Genomic DNA, 15,798 nt, shown 5'->3' with positions numbered 1-15,798 from the left:
CGCAGCGCAGCATGTCAGTCCGATTGAAAATCCTCGGGAGTTTCCGGTTGGTGGTGGCCGACAGAGCAGGCTGGCGCGGCGCGGGCCACCGCCGATGTCCAGACGCGGACAGTTGTTCAGCAACTGGATGCGAGTGGCCGGCGATCGGCTACAGTCGCCGGCGGATTCAACCGGTCGAATCCACCACTCGCAAACAACACTGGGCACGCCAAAATTGCCCGATTGATTGATACCAAGATGCCTGCGATGAAATACGCTTTTCTAATCCCGTTCCTCGTTGCTGGCGCGGCCCATGCGTACACAGGCAACGATCTGCTCAAGGAACTGGAGGGCACGGACTCACAGCAACTTGGGGCGGTCAACTACATTCGCGGAGTGTTGGCCGGGATAGAGACAATGGAAGCGGTTACTGAGCGGCGGCGTATATGCGTTCCCAACGGCGTAACGCTCGGCCAGATCAACGATCTTGTCCTGGCCGACCTTCGCAAAAATCCGTCTGGCCGCCATGAGGAAGCGTCGGACATTGCATTCCTCGCGCTTCTCAAGACGTGGCCTTGCAAGAAGGCGAAGTAAAAGCCGCCTAGGTCACACCGGACCCAGCCGCACTGAGGGCAATTACTCGCAGCGGTTGGGCTGCAGACCCAGACTGAGCCGCAGGTGCGCTCGAGTTTCAGCGGGGAGTGGGCGCGGCGCGTTGTCTTCGCGTCTCGAGAGGCAACGCTTTCGGGAAAAAGCGTACTTCCGCTGCGATCCCGCTACCGCCCTTCGATCCGTTCGAAAACCGACGCTCACCGGTCGGGTCGAAAAAACCAACACTTCTATGGCCGTGCCGCGCGAAAAAACCCATCAATCACCGTCTTGAATTGCCCATCCGTCGGTGCCTGATAAAGGATGGGGCTGTCGAAATCCGCGAGCGCGCCGACAAGCGCTGCCCCGATCCCCGCCCCCACGCCAGCATGCAGAGGAGACATCGTCGGCGGAGCGCTTTGAATGGCGATGGCTGTCGCCGCATCGATGCTGCCGTCGCGAGCCGGACTCCCCTGTGTCGCCAGCTCCCTCCTCTGCGAAAGGGCATCAGCCAGGTTTTTTGTCCTGATCTCCTGATAGCCGTAGTAGAAGTAGATGCGAGGCGACTTCGATGAGTCCGTGGGTATCCACACACCGCCCCTCAAAAGCGCCAGATCTGAGCCGAGCATCCACCACACCGAGTGCAAATCTCCGAGATAGAACTGACCAGCTGCGTTTTCCTTCTCGAGGCGATATGTTCCCTGCAAGAGATGGACCTCGGCCTCCTTTCCAAAGGCTCCCAGGAACTTGTACGAGGCGTCGGCTTCAAGATTGACGATGCGCGGCGATGTCGCCTTTTGAAGGCTGGAAACTTCAGGCGGGGCTGCACACCCGAGACCCAGGGAGCAGATGGCGCAGGCCAGCAAGACTCTCAAAATGCCCATCATCAAAAATCCCTCCTTGTCTTCGCTTCTGTCATGGCGTGACGCAAGTGAGCACAGCCCGCGCGTCGCGCTCAGACGTTCGCCGACGCCTCGCGCAACGCCTTGATATCGATCTCGCTGGTCCTTGTAGGTCGGCGCATGCGCCCGGCGGCGACTTCCCGGACGAGCACCCAGACCGAGCGTGTGATCGGGTCGTCGGGTTCGGCAGCACGTGCACTGTCGATCTCCTTGCGAGCGGCGACCATGTTGCCGGCGAGCAGATGGGCAACCGCGAGATTGGTCCGCAGGCCAGCGTCCCCGGGTGTCGCCTTCAGTGCCTCTTGTGCATAGAAGACGGCGACATCCAGCTTTCCAGCCTCGGTCGCGCTGATGCCTGCCTCCCTCGAGTAGGCTGCGGTGCCCGGATCGATGAGGTACGCCTTGGACAGGCGGTCGAGCGACGCGTCGAAGTCACCCAGCAACTGAAGCAACTTGCCTTGCATCCATAGCGCTGCTGCATTGCCCGGATGCAAGGCCAGAAGCTTTTCAAGCAGCGCAATTGCCTTGCGCATCTCGCGTGCGACAAAAAACCCAGGCTTGAACGGTGGCACCAGGGCGTAGATCTTGTGCTTGTCTGCAATGCCGCGGGCCTGGTCCCAAAGGCGATTGTGTTTGTCGCGTTGAGCGTCGGAAAGCTCCTGCCCGCCCTTGGGCTGAGTTCCGTACGGCCGCCCCACATAGACCTCGCACTGCTGTTCGTTGTCCCAGTAGACCTCGACGTTGCCCTGGCTGCGAATGAACTCCAAGCGCGAGGCGTCAGTGCGCACGAAGTCGAGTGGTTTTTGCGAGACCGATCCCTGGAACTTCCAGCCCCCGGGCATGACGATGCGCTGCTCGCGCGTTCCCTTGAGGAACGCGACCGCGACTTCGCCTCCGATCTCATCGAGCGACATCCGCGTTGTGCCGAGCCAAGGCGCTGGCGCGCCGCTTCGTCCGAGTTGCTCCACCAGGCACGCGTCGACTTCGCCTGCGCCAGAAGCTACACGCAGGCCAAGCGATTGCATGTGAACAAGAAAGGTCTCGGCGTCCGCGACAGCCATGAACCCGACGCTTGCGAGTTCATCGTCGAAGCAGAACGCTCCGGTCGGAATGGCAGCAACAAAGGTGGCCCATCCTCCAGGGATGCGTTCTTCGATGGCGTCGCGCCGCACGACCGCGCACACCGCTTCAATCAAGACTGCCATATCGCCCTCCAGCGACATCAAGTAACGCCAGATGGCGTCAACACGCGATTCTATGGGTGAGCCGGAGTCCATAGCCTGCCTGGACGCAGTCGCAGGCGGACCTCTGCTTCCGGCCTCAGCCGATGGAAGCGACGCTCGCCGTGCGAGGCACGAAAACCCGTTTGGATTCATCCCCCGATCAAGGCAGACTAAGGCATGGACAAGCATTTCCTGACCCCGCTTTTCGCCCCGGCTTCCATCGTCGCCTTCGTCGGCCACACCGACGATCCGGGCGGCCACGCCCCGGCGGGCCGCACGCTGCGCGAAGCCTTTCGCGCCGACCGTTTCGACGGCACCCTGCGCTTTCTGGATGTGCGCACCAAGGGCACGCTGGAAGAGCTGTCGCAAACCCATGCCGACCTGGCGCTGATCGCCCTCGCCCCGCGCGACGTGGCCGCCGCATTGGAGATCGCCGGGCGCATCGGCTGCAGCGCCGCCGTCGTCATGTCGAGCGGCATCGGTGCCGACCAGGCCGACCAGTGGCGCAAGATCGCGCGGCGCGAAGGGGTGCATCTGCTGGGGCCGAATTCGCTGGGCTTCCAGCGTCCGCTGCTGCATCTGAATGCCAGCGTGGCCGGGCCGCTGGCCAAGGCGGGGCCGCTCGCGCTGGTGTCGCAATCGGGCGCCCTCACCGCCTCGATGCTCGACTGGGCGCGGCAGAACGGCGTCGGCTTTTCCAGCGTGGTGTCGCTCGGCCCGCACACCTCGGTCGACATTCCGCAGGTGCTCGACTTCCTGGCGAACGACCAGGCCACGCACAGCATCATCGTGTACCTCGAAGGTATTGCAGACGCGCGCCGCTTCATGAGCGCGCTGCGCTCGGCCTCGCATGCCAAGCCGGTGGTGGTGCTCAAGGCCGGCCGCAAGCCCGCTGGCAACGAGGCCGCGCAGACGCACAGCGCCGCCATCGTAGGCAGCGACGATGTGTTCGATGCCGCGCTGCGCCGCGCGGGCGCCGTGCGGGTGCGCTCCTTCGTCGAGCTGTTCTCGGCGGCCAAGTGCCTGGCCTCGCGCTACCGCCCGGTCGGCAAGCGGCTGGCCGTGGTCACCAACGGCGGCGGGCCCGGCGTGCTGGCGGCCGATTGGATCAACGAGATCGGCCTTGACCTGGGCAAGCTGTCGGCTCCCGCACAGCGCTTGCTGCAACCGACGCTGGCGCCGCTCGCCTCGCTGGCCGACCTGATCGACCTGTCGGAAGACGCGACTCCCGCGCACTACCGCGCCGCCATCGACGCCGCTTCGGCCGACAGCCAGGTCGACGGCGTGCTCGCCATCTTCTCTCCCAAGGCCGGTGCCGACGCAGCCGCCACCGCCAAGGCGCTGGCCGACATTCCGCGGCCGATGAACAAGCCGCTGCTGTCGTGCTGGATGGGCGATTCGTCGGTCGGCAAGGCCCGCACCGTGCTGGCCGACGCGACGATTCCGAGCTTTCGCACGCCCGAGGCGGCGGTCGGTGCCTTCGGCAACATCGCGGCCTTCTATCAGAACCAGCAGTTGCTGCAGCAGACGCCGCCGCCGCTGTCGGAGATGGCCAAGCCCGACATCGAAGGCGCGCGCCTTCTGATCGAAAGCGTGCTGGCCGAGCGCCGCCGCGTGCTGACGGAGATGGAGTCGAAGTCGCTGCTGTCGTCCTTCCACATTCCGATCACGCGCACGCTGCTCGCGCGCAGCGCCAACGAAGCCATGATGATCGCCACGCAGCTGGGCTTTCCGGTGGCGCTCAAGATCGATTCGCCCGACATCCCGCACAAATCCGACGTCGAGGGCGTGGCGCTCAACGTGCTCAACGGCACCAGCGCGCGCGACACCTACATCGAGATGATGGAGCGCGTGACGCGCCTGGCACCCGAGGCGCGCATCAATGGCGTGACCGTGCAGAAGATGGTGCGCGCGCGGCGCGGCCGCGAAATCTACGTGGGCATGGTGACCGACCAGCCCTTCGGCCCCGTCATCGTCTTCGGCGCGGGCGGCACCATGATCGAGCTGCTGAACGACCGCGCGATGGAACTGCCCCCGCTCAACCAGTTCCTGGCGCGCCGGCTCATCGAACGCTCGCGCGTGGCAGAAACTTTGGGCGAATGGCGCGGTGCGAACGCGGTCGACATGGAAGCGCTCGAACACGTGCTGCTGCGCGTGTCTGAAATGGTGTGCGAGCTGCCCGAGCTGCGCGAGATGGACATCAACCCCATCATCGTGGACGAGTCGGGCGCCATCTCGGTCGATGCGCGCATCGTGGTCGACAGCAGCACGCAGGCGGTGGCAGCGGGCCATGTGGGCAACGGCTACCAGCATCTGGCGATCATGCCGTACCCCGCGCGCTACCGGCGCGAATGGCCGCTGCCCGGCGGCAGCACCTACATCGTGCGGCCGGTGCATCCGAACGACGCGCAGATGCTGCAGGCGCTGGTGCAAGGCCTGTCGCCCGAAAGCCGCTGGTTTCGTTTCGTCTCGCGCTTCCACGAGCTGCCGCCGTCGATGCTCTCGCGCTTCACCCTCATCGACTACGACCGCGAGATGGCGCTGGTGGCCGTCGTGCTCGACCGCAGCATCACACCCGACGGCACCGTGCTCGAAAGCGAGCGCATCGTGGGCGTGTCGCGCTACATCACCAACCCCGACCAGACCAGCTGCGAGTTCTCGCTGGTGGTGGCCGACGAGTTCAGCGGCAAGGGCATCGGCTCTCGCCTGATGGAAAGCATCATCGACGTGGCCCGCGACAAGGGCTTGGCCGAAATCGACGGGCTGGTGCTGGCCAACAACCCCGACATGCTGAAGCTGGTGCGGCGGCTGGGGTTCAGCGTCAAGCCTTTCCCGGAAGACCCGGACTTCAGGCTTGTGACGTACATGCTGTAGCCCCTCGCCCTGAGGCGAGGGGCCACGGCGCACGCAGTACCGCTCAGTCCGCGTGGTTCATGTCCGTGCATTCATGCGGATCGGCGCGGCACATCTTCTCGTAGGCCACCACGGCTTTCCTGCGTTCGCTCAAGGCCAGCGGCGTGCGGAACGGCGCAAGGATTTCCGCGAGCGACATGCTCACGCCGTTCTTCACCACGTACTCGACGGCGGCCGCGGCCTTCAGGTCTTGGAGCGGGTTGCCACGCACCACCACCAGGTCGGCCAGCTTGCCGACCTCGACCGTGCCCAGGTCCTTGTCGACCCGGCTCATCTTCGCGGCATTGATCGTCACGTCCTGCAGCGCCTGGAAGTTCGAGGCCGCCATGCCGGCCGCGCGCAGGTTGGTCTGCAGCGCGATGCCGGGCGCGACCAGCGGCGTGTCGGTGCCGATGGCCATCAGGCCGCCGGCGCGCTGCACCTTGGCCGATTGCTCGGCGTCCTTGCGGGCGCCTTGCAGGATGGCATCGGTCGGCACGGCCGTTCCCGTGAGGCCGGTCAGGAAGTTCGGCGGAATCAGCAGGTTGAAGCGGTCGTCGGTGGTCATCGACGCGTCTTGCCCCACCAGCGCGAGCGATGAGAACAGCGTGTCGACCAAGTGGAAGTCGGCCTTCGCGTGCAGGTCGTAGGCATCCTGGTACGTGAAGCCGCCGACCGACTTCGACCAGCCATAGCCCATGCGCTGCGTGGCCGACAGGTGCGTGGTGCCGGCAATGCCCGCGGCCGCACCGGGCGCCAGCATGTGCGTGCCGGTGGGCACACCCATGTCGAGCCCGGCCTGCGCGATCTTCGTCATGATCGGGATCGGCGCGCGCACATAGGACTTCAGGTAGTCGACCCCCATGGCCTTCGCCTTGGCGATCTCCAGGTCGGCCACCTCGGGCGTGCGCAGGGTCCGCGCAAAGCTGTAGAAGAGCCGGTTGCCCTCCCACAGCGGCGGCGAGACGAACACGCGCGGCCCGACGAGGTTGCCTGAGTCGAGTGCCTCACGCATCTCGATGCTCTGGTGCAGCGGGCCGGCGACCGATTGCGTCGACGTGATCCCGTAGGCCAGCATCGACGCCGCCACCTGCCCGAACTGCCCGCCCTGGTACAGCGTGAGCGGATGGAAGTGCGGGTCCCACAGGCCCGGCATGACCGTGAGCGCCGAGGCATCGATGAACTTGGCCGCTGTCTTGGCCGACGACGGATCGTGCGGCCGGATCGCGGTGATGCGGTTGCCGTCGATCACGATGTCCACGTCGGTGCGCAGGTTCTCGCTGTTGCCGTCCCAAAGACGACCCGCATGCACGATGGTCGTGCCCTTCGACACGGCCTGCGTCCACGAAAGCGTCAGCGGCACTTCGGTCGCGCTCGAGCCGTCGGCGGCGATGGTCTTGAGCTTGTCGGTGGCCTTGTAGAGGATCGTGCGCGAATCGCCGGCCCACGAAGGCAGGTCGGCCGCTTCCTTGGTGATGGCCACGGGCGCGCCGGCTGGCGAACCATCGGGCTTCAGCGGCATCACATGCAGCACCGAATCCATGATGAAGGCGACCTTGGTGCCGTCCGGCGACACGGTGGCGGCGCCCTCCTCGCGGTCCGATATCTGGCGCGGCACTTCGGCCACTGGATAGAAGGTGCCGGTCTTGGCCGCCACGTCGATCACGCGCAGCTTGTTGTAGCCCTCGCGGAAGCGGTTGTTCATGCGTTCGTTGTCGACCAGCACCACCTTCTTGCCATCGGGCAGCCACGAGGGCGTGCTCACCTGCGAGCTGACCTGCGCGATCACGGTCTGCGCCGTGCGCGAGCCCACGTCCCACACCTCGAGCTGGCCCGAGCCGGTGGTGTAGGCGATGCGGTCGCCGGTGGGCGACATCTTCGGCGTGACCATCGACTTGGCGCGGATCGCCGCCAGCCGCGTGCGCTTCTTCGTCGCGATCTCGACCTGGTCGATGGCCAGCGCGCCGGCGTTGTCCTTCTCGGTCGAGAAGTACACCGAGAGCCCATCGGGCGTGAACTGCGGGCTGCCGTCGCGGGCGATGTCGTTGGTCAGGCGCACGGGCGCCTGGCCGATCTTCATGACCCAGACGTCGTTCAGCGCGACGAAGGCCACGCTCTGCCCGTCGGGCGAGATCACCGGGCCGCTGATGCCGCGCACCGGCTGCGGGCCCATCACGTTGAAGCCCCGGTCCTTCACCTTGGTGATGGCCGGGCGGCGCACCGTCAGCATTGCGCTGAAGGGCACGTCGGCCGGCTCGGTGCCGGCGGCGCTGCGAATCCTGATCTTGCCGTCGGCCGTGTACATGAAGCGGCCGTCCGCCATGTAGCGGACCGGGAACGGAAAGAAGTCTTCGCCCGGCGCCACGTCCTTGCCGGCGACCGTCAGGGCCTTTCGGTCGTTCTGGAACACGAGGCCGCTGCCATCTGGCGTCCACGCGGGCATGGTGCCGGCGCCGACGAGCTTGGGTGCCTCGCTGCCGCCAATGGTTTTCGTGAAAACGCGCGCCGTGTCCACGAAGGCGATCTGCTTGCCATCGGGCGACACGACCGGGTTGCTTTCCGCGCCGGGGCCGGTGGTCAGCGCCGCGTAGGTGGGCTCGCTCAGCGACACGCGCCAGACCTTGTACTGCCCGTCGTTGCTGCGGTCCGACGCGAAGACGAGGCCGTTGCCATCGGGCGTCCACGCCGGCTCGCGGTCGTCATAAGGGCCGGTCGTCACGCGGCGCAGGTCCGCGCCATTGGGCCGCACGACCCAGATGTGATAGTTGCCTTCGGCGTCGTAGTTCTGGAACGCGATCAGGCTGCCGTTAGGCGACCACACCGGCGCGGTGGGTTCCATGTCCCAGCTGGTGATGCGCGTGGCGCTGCCGCCGCCGGCCGGAAGGGTCCAGAGCGCGCCCATAGCAGTGAAGGCGATGCGTTTGCCATCGGGCGACGGCGCGGCCGCCATGTTGGTGCCCTCGTGGAACTCGACCGACACGTCCTTGGTCGAGCCCTGCAGGGTGTTCACGCTCACCACCGGCACGGCCGGTGGCGTGACACCCGAGAGGTCGACATACGGAATCCGGCCCCCGCCATCGCCGCCGCACCCCGCAACGAACAGCGATGCCGCAGCCACCGCCACCAGCGTTGCCCTGCGGGTTCTAGTGAGCGGATTCGGAAAGGGGTTCGATGGAAGTACCGGGCGGTACGAAACCGACGGACGTGCGAGTGCCGCCGCATGCTTGCGCATGTTCATGAGCTTGTCTCCTGTTGGTCTTTTTTCTATTCGCAACTTCGCTTGCGAACGCGCGGCACGCGACATAACAGTTGCAACGTGCCAGGGCACTTTGTGTGTGCTTTCTGACAGTTCGCTTACCTGTTACGTATAGAGATAATTGCGGCACTCATCTACTGAAGCTCCGAATGTTCTTGCGCTTTTGCGGCCGCCTCTCGGCATCGCTCCTCGTGTTGCTGACCGCGCTGTGGGCCTGCCTTGCGCTCTGGTACCAGTTGCCGGGGCCACCTGCGGTGAAGATCGGCGCCGCCATCCTGTGGGCCGGCTTCGGCCTTGCCGCCATCGCGTTGTTGTGGCGCGGCAGGGCGGCACGCGCCCTGCTCTCCTATGCCGTGGGCTTTGCGATGCTGATGGCGTGGTGGGGCACCATCCTGCCTTCGCAGAACCGCGTATGGGCCGACGACGTCGCACGCCAGCTGAGCGGCCATGTGGACGGCAACGTGGTCACCCTGCAGAACGTGCGCAACTTCGACTGGCGCAGCGACACCGACTACACCCAGCGCTGGGAAACGCGCCGCTACGACCTCGACCGCATCCGCTCGATCGACGTGGCCCTTTCCCATTGGTCCGGCCCCGCCATCGCGCACACGCTGGTGTCCTTCGGCTTCGACGACGGCCAGTTCGTCACCTTCTCCATCGAGATCCGCAAGGAACGCGGCGAGAGCTTCTCGTCCATCGGCGGCTTCTTCAAGCAGTTCGAGCTGAGCCTCGTTGCGGCCGACGAGCACGACATTCTTCGCGTGCGCACCAACGTGCGCGGCGAAGACATCTACATGTACCGCGTGACCCTGCCGCAGCCTGAAATGCGTTCGCTGTTCCTGGCCTACGTCGATGAAGCCGCTTCGCTGGTGCGCGCGCCGAGCTTCTACAACACGCTCACCGCCAACTGCACCACCATCGTCTACGCGCTGGCCAAGCGCATCGTGCCCGGTCTGCCGATGGACTGGCGGCTGCTGGCCTCGGGCTACCTGCCCGGCTACCTCTACGACGTGGGCGCCCTGCCCGCGGGCTACAGCCTTGAAGCGCTGCACACGCAAGGCCGCATCACCGAGCGCGCCATCGCCGCCGACAAGACCCCGGGCGCGGACTTCTCGCAGGCCATCCGCCGCGGCCTTCCGGGCGCAGGGGCCACGCCGTGATGCACGCTCGCGGCTTCTCGCTGCCCGCATTGCTGTGTGCCGCCCTGCTGCTGGCCGGTTGCGCGGGCGTGCAGGTCGGATCGATCTCGCCGGCCGAGTACCTCGCGCAGCGCCGTGGCGACGTGCTCACCACCGGCCGCCTGAGCACCTCGGCGCAAGAGGTTCTGCGCGTGATCGGCTCCGACGCCGACCTGTGCCTCAAGGACGGCCAGGCCTGCCGGCATGCGCTGGCCGATTCGCGGGGCATCACCGACGAACAGCGGTTGTCGGCGCTGTCGGAGGTCTGGCTGCAGGTCGCGCTGACAGAAGAAAAAAGTGGCACGGCCACCAAGGCGCCGGCCACGGCCGCCATCGATGCATGGCTGGAAACCGCCCGCTACGCCTACGCCTACCTCTTCTTCACCGCGCGCAACCCGCGCGATCGTGCCTTCGAAGACCGGCAGACCCAGGTGCGCGACTACTACAACTACGCGGTGCAGCAGGCCATCACCGGCCTGTTCAGCCGCTACCAGAAGAGCAACCCGCTCGGCGCCGAGGGGGCGCAGCCGGCCATTCCGCAAGTGGCCGACTGGCACATCGACAGCGACCTGTCGGCGCTGCAGTTGCCCACCGGCGCGATGCTGCCGCGCGAGCTGATTCCGGCCGCGTCCCTCACCTTCTCGGGCCTGCGCAACATCTACCGGCGCGACGGCTTCGGTGCCGAGCTGGTGGCCGTGACCGACGAGCGTCCGCATCAGGACAAGGTGCCCTATCGCGAGACGCCATTCCCCGCCCTCACGGCCGTGCTGAAGTTCGATGGCGACGACCTCGCGCAGGTGCTGGCCACGCGCTCGCTGCGGATCGTGGCCTTCGACCCCTACAAGACATCGACGGTCAAGCTGGCCGGACAGGACATTCCGCTCGCCGCCAACTTCACCTCGGGCTACGGCCTGTGGCTTGCGCGCTCCGACTTCGCGCTGCAGGCCCTGCGCAGCCTCTTCGGCAGCGCCAACGGGCTCACGCAGCCGCGCATCTACCTGATGCAGCCCTACGACCCGAACCGCCGCACGATCATCATGCTGCACGGCCTGGCCAGCAGCCCCGAGGCCTGGATCAACGTGGCCAACGAAGTGCTGGGCGACGAGACCCTGCGCCGCCGCTACCAGGTCTGGCAGGTCTACTACCCCACCAACGCGCCGCTGCCGATCAACAACCTCGCGATTCGCGAGGCCGTCACGCAGACGCTGGCGCATTTCGACCCCACGGGCCAGGCCGAAGCCTCGCGCAATATCACGTTGATCGGCCACAGCATGGGCGGCGTGCTGTCGCGGCTGATGGTGTCTTCGTCGGAAGACAAGCTCTGGGACGCGCTGCTCGAGAGCTATCCGATGCAGGGCGCGCAGCAGGTACGCATCGAAAAGCGGCTTGCGCCCTACCTGCGCTTCGAGCCCTTGCCGCAGGTGAGCGATGCGATCTTCATTGCGTCGCCGCACCGCGGCACCGACTTCGCCAACAACCGCATCGCGCGCTGGGTGGCCAACCTCATCACGCTGCCGGTGACGATGCTCGGGCAGCTGAGCGACATCTCGCGCGAGCTGATCCGCATCGCGCCCGGCAAGCAGGACCTGGGGCCGCTGCGCATTCCCAACAGCATCGACAACCTGAGCGACCGCGACCCCTTCGTGCGCCTCTCATCGGGCCTGCCGATGAACCCGCGCGTGCGCTTCCACTCGATCATCGGCAACGACACGCCGGGCGTGCCGCTGGCCGAGTCGAGCGACGGCATCGTGCCGTACGCGAGTGCGCATCTCGATGGCGCGGCGTCTGAGCTGGTGATTCCGTCGCAGCACAGCGTGCAGGAGGACCCGCTGGCGATCCTTGAGATCCGGCGGATTCTGAGGGAGCAGTTGGCGCCTGCCGAGACGGCCGTCAATGCACCCGGCGCCGCAGCAAGGCCCTAGGCCTTCTTGTTCTTCGCGCTGGCCTGCCGACCTCGCGCCTGCTTCAGGAAATCCGAGAAGAGCGAACTCTTCTCGGGGAAGCGCGTCAGGCCTTCCGCAAAGACGTCTTCCGCCGCCTCCAGCTCTCCCAGCCGCATGAGGCATTCGCCTTTTGAAAAGAAGGCCGCCACGCCATCGGGGTTCACGCGCAGCGATTCCTCGAAATCGCCCAGCGCATCGCGGAAATTGCCAAGTTCCATGTGCGTGAACGCGCGATTGTCGATGGCCTCGGGAAACGGAGGGAACAGATCGACCGCCGCGCTGTATGCGGCAATGCCCTCCAGCTTCAGGCCCTGCGCACAGAGTTCGTTCGCACGCTGATAGTGCGCATTGGCCTCGTGGATGATCGACTGGGCGTCCCGCCCCGTCGCCTCAAGGTAACGCGGAAAGTCCGTGAGCTTCAGGTATTCGAGAAAGCCGATCCGTTCGCTCTCGGCGATTGGCCGATTGCCGATCAACGTCCAGCCCTCACCGAAGCTGCCGGCGTCGATCGGGGCATGCCATATCAGCACCTCGGCATGCGCGAGCGATTCGACGGTGGGCGCTTCGGCCATCGGCTGGTAGCTCAGGCAATGGGCCGCCGCCGATCCATCGGGCCACGGATCAACTTCGAGGATCTTCACGGGCCGCCAGCCCTGCGCATCGCGCATGGCGATCAGGTCACCCGGCTTCACCACCAGCCAGCTTGCTGCCGGCGCCTCCGCATGATCGGCAGCAGGCGCAGCGGGCGCAGGAGCCGCAGAGCCGGCGAGGCGCGCGGCCAGCCGCTGGATGAATCGAGTGAGCATGGTGAGGTGCCTTGAAGATCGATGACGGTGGCGGGCAGGAGCCGATGACTTTAGCCGCTGTTCGCGCCGCGACAGCGGCTCCCATCGCTTCGAGGTCCGGCCCTTGTCGGGATGCTGCCTTGTCGTCGCGCGTCTTGTCGCACCCCTGCATCGCGCTACCATGTCGGCCGCGGTACAAGCCGCGCCCGGGCCCGCGGGAAGGGTTGAACCCACTTGTTGTCTTCATATGCCAATCCATCCACCTTTTGTGCAGCCGGATTTGCGGGCCATCGGCATCTGATGCACGGAGGTTCATGTGAAACGCATTCCCGCCCGGCCCGACATCGATCATCTGAAGAAGCAAGCCAAGGCGCTGCTTGTTCTTTGTCGAAACAACGACCCCACCGCCCTCGCCCGATTCCGCGACGCCTTGCCGGCCGCCGCGAACAAGAGCGATACCGCCATCGCCGCCCTCGGCTTGCGCCTTCACGATGCGCAGTCATGCGTGGCGCGTGAATACGGCTTCGCGTCGTGGGCAGACCTGAACGGTTTCGTGCTCGCGCGCCGCTCGCAGGCGGACGATCCGGCCAAGTCGGTCCTGCATTGGCTGCGCCTTGTCTATGCCGGCGACATTGCCGGCGGATCGAACCGTGCCCGGCCCTCCGTGGCCCTGCGCCTGCTGGAGGAAAGCCCGGGCCTGCTGGGCGACGACCCCTACCTTGGCTGCGCGGTTGGTGACGAAGCCTTGCTGCGCCGCACGACCGAACGCGATCCGGGTTGGGTCCACCGCGCGGGCGGGCCGCTCGGGCTTGTGCCACTTGTGGCCGTCACGCATTCCGGCCTGATGCAGCGCCCGGAGTTCCGCGAGCGCCTGCATGCCTGCGCCAGGTTGCTGCTCGCGGCCGGCGCCGATGCGAACCAGTCGGTCGGCAACCGCTGGCCGCCGGCATCGCTCGAAGCACCGGACGAAGGCGAGCGCCTTTCCGCGCTCTATGGCGCCGCCGGCCAGAACCGCGACCCGGCGCTCACCGCGCTGCTGCTGGACGCCGGTGCCGATCCGAACGATGGCGAATCGCTCTATCACTCGCTGGAGAACATCGACTGCACGCGGCACCTGCTGCAGGCCGGGGCGCGCATCACCGGCACGAACGCGTTCTATCGCGTGCTGGACTTCGATGCGATCGAGACGCTTCGATTGCTGCTCGCGCATGGCGCCGATGCGAACGAACCGTCGATGAACCAGCCTGCTCCCGAGTGGGGCACGCCGCTGCTGTGGGCGATCCGGCGCCGCCGCTCACCCGCGCACATCGAGGCACTGCTGGCTGCCGGTGCGGACCCCACCGCCACCACCTCGGAAGGCATCCCGGCATACACCGTGGCCCTGCGCTTCGGGCTGCCTGAAGTCGCCCGGCTGCTGCAGCAGGCCGGCGGCGGCACGCAGCTTCCGGTGGAAGAAGAATTCATCGCCGCCTGTGCCAGCGACGACGAGGCCTCGGCCCGGCGCATTCACGCCGCGCACCCCGGCATCGTCGGTACGCTCTCGCAGAAGCAGCTGAGCCTGCTCGGCGAACTCGCGGCGCAAGGCTGCGGCGATGCCGTGAAGCTCATGGTCGAACTCGGCTGGCCCATCGCCGTACCCGGTGGCGACTGGGACGCATCGGCACTCAACGGGGCCGTGTTCCGTGGCGATGCCGAACTCACCCTGTTCCTGCTGGAACACGGTGCAAGCTGGGAAGAGCCACACGGTTACGGAGACAACGCCTGCGGCTCGCTGTCATGGGCTTCGGTCAACGTGCCCGTCGAAGGCGGCGACTGGCTCGGCTGCGCGAAGGCACTGGTCGCGCATGGCATGCCCGCTGCGCGCCCCGACCCGCAGAGCGCGGACAGCGTGCTCGTGAACGGGCGGCGCTACCTTTTCTCCGATGAGGTCAGCGACTTCCTGCTCGAAGCATCGATGACGAACGCGGCGGCGGCGCCATCGGTGGAAGCGCGGCCTTGAATCACAAGCTGCCGCTTCGCCGATAGATCCCGGGCGCACTGCCCGTCCAGCATTTGAAGGCACGCTGAAAAGCGGAGCTGTTCGCGAACCCGAGTTCGTCGGCCAGCTCCGCCAGCGGCACGGCGCTGGTGCTCAGCCGCACGATGGCCGTGTCGCGGCGCAGTTCGTCCTTCAGCACCTGGAACGAGGTTCCCTCCAGTGCCAGCCGCCGCTGCAGCGTCGAGACCGTGACATGCAGCGCGTTCGCCGTCGCGACAAGGTCGGGCCATGCGGGCTGCGCGTGCTGGAGGTGACTGCGCACGCGCGCACCGATGCCGTCGTCGCCCCGCCTTGGAACAATCATGTAGGCCTGCGCGTTGGCAAGAAAGACACGCAGCGCGGCTTCGTCGCGGCGCACCGCGTCCTTCAGGCGTGCCGCATCGAACCAGAAGGCAGACTGCTCGCAATCAAACTGCTGCAACGCAGGAAAGATCTTTCCGTAGCCGCCCGCATGAGACGGCGACGCGAACGCGAAGTCGAAGCGCACCACGGGCAACTGCCCACCGACGATCCATGCCATCAGCCGCCAAGCCGTGCGCAGCAACACCTCCTGCAAGAAGACCGTCTGCATGGCGGCAGGCCCGGTGAAGCGCAACGTCACGCCGGCCAAGTCGCCCCTGCACACCAGGTCCAGCACCACGTCGTCCTGCAGCAGCCGAAAGGTTCGCGCCGCACGGCGAAGCGCAACCTGCAGCGTCGTGGCGCCGAGTGCGGAGCGTGCGATCAACGCGAAGCTCCCTTGCCGCAGCGGCCGACTCAACAGGCCGAGAAAGTCGTCGTCCAGGCGCTCAGTCAACACCCGGAACAAGCTTGCGTATTGCTGCGTCGTCACGCGCGCATCCGGCTGCGCGAGCAGCTCGGGCGCAATGCCGGCTTCTGCCAGGAAAGGCTCGAAGGGCCGGCCGCTGGCGCGGACACCGGACAGGATGCCGTGCACGAAGCTGATGGAAACCGTCTGGGGAGGGTGAGGCATCGAAGGCAGGAGGCGTGAAACGCGTGGTTGGGTCGGGCCGA

Annotated in this window: 11 protein-coding genes; 5 read left to right on the top strand and 6 right to left on the bottom strand. The window is 66.4% G+C overall.

Annotated elements, in window-relative coordinates:
* Window positions 1-14: 14 nt before the first annotated feature.
* Window positions 15-89, bottom strand: a complete 75-nt coding sequence (locus tag BLQ28_RS33500) for an AgrD family cyclic lactone autoinducer peptide (protein WP_143012504.1) — start codon at window positions 87-89, stop codon at window positions 15-17.
* A 157-nt stretch (window positions 90-246) separates the two neighbouring features.
* On the opposite strand from BLQ28_RS33500, the gene BLQ28_RS12980 reads away from it, so the two are divergent.
* Window positions 247-573, top strand: coding sequence for a Rap1a/Tai family immunity protein (locus BLQ28_RS12980; protein WP_176801096.1), 327 nt, complete (start codon window positions 247-249; stop codon window positions 571-573).
* A 245-nt stretch (window positions 574-818) separates the two neighbouring features.
* On the opposite strand, the gene BLQ28_RS12975 is transcribed toward BLQ28_RS12980, so the two are convergent.
* Both BLQ28_RS12975 and BLQ28_RS12970 read right to left on the bottom strand, forming a co-directional pair.
* Entirely contained in the window at window positions 819-1,454 is a 636-nt protein-coding gene (locus BLQ28_RS12975; RefSeq protein WP_093239731.1) for a hypothetical protein, read from the bottom strand.
* 68 nt (window positions 1,455-1,522) lie between these two features.
* Window positions 1,523-2,674, bottom strand: a complete 1,152-nt coding sequence (locus BLQ28_RS12970) for a tetratricopeptide repeat protein (protein ID WP_176801095.1) — start codon at window positions 2,672-2,674, stop codon at window positions 1,523-1,525.
* Between the two features lie 195 nt (window positions 2,675-2,869).
* Between BLQ28_RS12970 and BLQ28_RS12965 the strand changes: the two genes are divergently transcribed.
* Entirely contained in the window at window positions 2,870-5,566 is a 2,697-nt protein-coding gene (locus BLQ28_RS12965) for a bifunctional acetate--CoA ligase family protein/GNAT family N-acetyltransferase (RefSeq protein WP_093239728.1), read from the top strand.
* A gap of 43 nt (window positions 5,567-5,609) precedes the next feature.
* Here the strand turns inward: BLQ28_RS12965 and BLQ28_RS12960 are convergent, their stop codons facing one another.
* Window positions 5,610-8,822, bottom strand: coding sequence for an amidohydrolase family protein (locus BLQ28_RS12960; protein ID WP_176801094.1), 3,213 nt, complete (start codon window positions 8,820-8,822; stop codon window positions 5,610-5,612).
* A 167-nt stretch (window positions 8,823-8,989) separates the two neighbouring features.
* Between BLQ28_RS12960 and BLQ28_RS12955 the strand changes: the two genes are divergently transcribed.
* Window positions 8,990-10,000 (top strand): Lnb N-terminal periplasmic domain-containing protein, encoded by a 1,011-nt coding sequence (locus BLQ28_RS12955; RefSeq protein WP_093239725.1) that lies wholly within the window; start codon window positions 8,990-8,992, stop codon window positions 9,998-10,000.
* Window positions 10,000-11,940, top strand: coding sequence for an esterase/lipase family protein (locus BLQ28_RS12950; protein WP_093239724.1), 1,941 nt, complete (start codon window positions 10,000-10,002; stop codon window positions 11,938-11,940). The genes BLQ28_RS12955 and BLQ28_RS12950 overlap by 1 nt, the downstream gene beginning before the upstream one ends.
* On the opposite strand, the gene BLQ28_RS12945 is transcribed toward BLQ28_RS12950, so the two are convergent.
* Window positions 11,937-12,980, bottom strand: coding sequence for a tetratricopeptide repeat protein (locus tag BLQ28_RS12945; protein WP_256327282.1), 1,044 nt, complete (start codon window positions 12,978-12,980; stop codon window positions 11,937-11,939). The two genes, BLQ28_RS12950 and BLQ28_RS12945, sit on opposite strands and share 4 nt — an antisense overlap.
* An 82-nt stretch (window positions 12,981-13,062) precedes the next feature.
* Between BLQ28_RS12945 and BLQ28_RS12940 the strand changes: the two genes are divergently transcribed.
* The gene (locus tag BLQ28_RS12940; RefSeq protein WP_093239721.1) at window positions 13,063-14,745 is read left to right on the top strand and encodes an ankyrin repeat domain-containing protein; all 1,683 of its coding nucleotides are present in this window, start codon (window positions 13,063-13,065) and stop codon (window positions 14,743-14,745) included.
* Between the two features lies 1 nt (window position 14,746).
* On the opposite strand, the gene BLQ28_RS12935 is transcribed toward BLQ28_RS12940, so the two are convergent.
* Window positions 14,747-15,757: an AraC family transcriptional regulator gene (locus tag BLQ28_RS12935; RefSeq protein ID WP_093239719.1), complete on the bottom strand. Its 1,011-nt coding sequence runs from the start codon at window positions 15,755-15,757 to the stop codon at window positions 14,747-14,749.
* Window positions 15,758-15,798 lie beyond the last annotated feature (41 nt).

This window comes from Variovorax sp. EL159, from assembly GCF_900100965.1.
GTDB lineage: Bacteria > Pseudomonadota > Gammaproteobacteria > Burkholderiales > Burkholderiaceae_C > Variovorax.
This window is presented reverse-complemented; position numbering and strand designations above follow the sequence as displayed.

Coding starts and splice junctions, on each gene's coding strand:
- BLQ28_RS12980 (WP_176801096.1), top strand. CDS start 247: ATGAAATACGCTTTTCTAATCCCGTTCCTCGTTGCTGGCGCGGCCCAT.
- BLQ28_RS12975 (WP_093239731.1), bottom strand. CDS start 1,454: ATGATGGGCATTTTGAGAGTCTTGCTGGCCTGCGCCATCTGCTCCCTG.
- BLQ28_RS12970 (WP_176801095.1), bottom strand. CDS start 2,674: ATGGCAGTCTTGATTGAAGCGGTGTGCGCGGTCGTGCGGCGCGACGCC.
- BLQ28_RS12965 (WP_093239728.1), top strand. CDS start 2,870: ATGGACAAGCATTTCCTGACCCCGCTTTTCGCCCCGGCTTCCATCGTC.
- BLQ28_RS12960 (WP_176801094.1), bottom strand. CDS start 8,822: ATGAACATGCGCAAGCATGCGGCGGCACTCGCACGTCCGTCGGTTTCG.
- BLQ28_RS12955 (WP_093239725.1), top strand. CDS start 8,990: ATGTTCTTGCGCTTTTGCGGCCGCCTCTCGGCATCGCTCCTCGTGTTG.
- BLQ28_RS12950 (WP_093239724.1), top strand. CDS start 10,000: ATGCACGCTCGCGGCTTCTCGCTGCCCGCATTGCTGTGTGCCGCCCTG.
- BLQ28_RS12935 (WP_093239719.1), bottom strand. CDS start 15,757: ATGCCTCACCCTCCCCAGACGGTTTCCATCAGCTTCGTGCACGGCATC.